A 1559-nucleotide genomic window follows, 5' to 3' on the forward strand; every position below is an offset into this window, starting at 1 on the left:
AAAAACCGCAGAATGTATGCCGTCACCGCGGACTTCAAAAACGAAGAGCTGCTGGCCGATGCCTGCGAAACCCTGGCCTCAGCCAGAACCATCGTCAATGACTTCACCCATCTCATGCCTGCCTCGCAGCGCAGGACGCTGGTGGGGATTGCGCAACTGATCATGCTCGGCGAGCTGGCAGTGAATCGGGTGTTGGATAATCTGGAAATACCGCCGTCGCAGGTCTCCGTGTAAAGGCTTGATAGATGCGTCGTGGCGACTGACGCCTTCGCGGGCAAGCCCGCTCCCACAGTGATTTGTGGTGTGCTCATATTTCCCGAGCGACGCTAAACCTGTGGGAGCGGCGGTGCGACGATTCGACTTGCCCGCGAAGGCGGCCTCTCAAGCGACACAGGTTATCGGGCATAAAAAACCGCCATCAGGCTCAACCGGATGGCGTTTTTTGTTTCATCAGGAATCGCGCCGCAGATCCGGCGGGATCGGCAGGTCGTCCTTGAGCGGTTCCGGAAACTTGCCCTTGCCCGCGGCAAAGGGGACGTATCGCTCTGAGACTCCGCCGGCTCAGTCAGATCAGCCAGATAATGACTAATAGCGAAGGTACGTCGCTTCCGGCGGGTTCGTATTCGTCAGATCAAACTCAACAGGACTTCCCACTGAAATATAGGTTTTTCCCGCATGGGCTGGCGGGACAGTGAATTCGTAAGAGTCTCCTGCCAAAAAATTCCCTACCTGCGCGCCAAAAGAACTATCTTGCCCTCCCCCCTCCTTAGGTACAGTGATGATGCCCTTGCCGGTTTTTTCGTCATAACTGGTGAACGTGCCTTTCATTCTCCTTCTCCTTGTGCTGATTCCAAGTGCACGCCTGTTACGTGACACCCTTCGCAATCAACTGCAAAGCCAGAGAAAGCACACCTGTCAGAGTTGACAGGTAAGGGCAGTTTTCAGACAAGCGGCATTAATCCGAAGCTCTGAAATGAAAAATTGAAAATGAAAAAGGGGGTTCCAAAGATGGGAGCGAGCTTGCTCGCGAAGAGGTCCGAGAAATCAGCACACAGTGCCTTTTAAACTCTGGTGTTTAAAAGACACCTTCAGACACGCCTTACAGGCTACGAATCCTTGCGCCGTTGCCTACGGCTACGCCAGAATCCGCCGGCTTGTGCGCCTTGGGGTCGGGTTCTATTGTGGATCGGTCGCTGACGAATCAGCGATCGGGTTTAGCGACTCGGCTCAATTTAAAGGTGCACCAGCGTTCCTGGCTTCGTTGCGGATCTGTATGTCTGCAATTTCGTTATGGTGGCTGTATGCGGGAGACCCTTGCGGTCTGCCGGGTGCCTTTGACCGGTTCGCTAACCTGCGTACAGCCGCCACCCTTCCTGTTTAGCGACAGGATTTGGCGGCTCCACTTCAAAGGAGCTTCACCATGATCAAACCCACACCCAACCCACCCGAAACCGACCCCGCCTCGCCCTACGAATCCGCCGATTCCAGAAAGCTTCACGAAGCCGCCGACCGCGCCCTGGATCACTATCTCTGCCCGCCCGGCTCCACGCCACCACCGC

At 55.7% G+C, this 1559-nt stretch carries 2 protein-coding genes and 2 pseudogenes; 2 read left to right on the forward strand and 2 right to left on the reverse strand.

What is annotated here, in order from left to right:
* The coding region (locus tag ACTJK7_RS29015; RefSeq protein ID WP_440780653.1) for a DUF6124 family protein at positions 1–234 on the forward strand (234 nt) is incomplete at its 5' end.
* Between the two features lie 216 nt (positions 235–450).
* Here ACTJK7_RS29015 and ACTJK7_RS29020 read toward each other — a convergent pair.
* Both ACTJK7_RS29020 and ACTJK7_RS29025 read right to left on the reverse strand, forming a co-directional pair.
* A pseudogene (locus ACTJK7_RS29020) lies at positions 451–531 on the reverse strand (hypothetical protein); the annotation flags it as partial.
* A gap of 54 nt (positions 532–585) precedes the next feature.
* Positions 586–828: a hypothetical protein gene (locus tag ACTJK7_RS29025; RefSeq protein ID WP_108560274.1), complete on the reverse strand. Its 243-nt coding sequence runs from the start codon at positions 826–828 to the stop codon at positions 586–588.
* 592 nt (positions 829–1420) lie between these two features.
* On the opposite strand from ACTJK7_RS29025, the pseudogene ACTJK7_RS29030 reads away from it, so the two are divergent.
* Positions 1421–1559: pseudogene (locus ACTJK7_RS29030) on the forward strand (DUF6124 family protein); the annotation flags it as partial.

It is taken from the genome of Pseudomonas sp. 22085 (genome assembly GCF_052045815.1).
Taxonomy (GTDB): Bacteria; Pseudomonadota; Gammaproteobacteria; order Pseudomonadales; family Pseudomonadaceae; genus Aquipseudomonas; species Aquipseudomonas glycinae.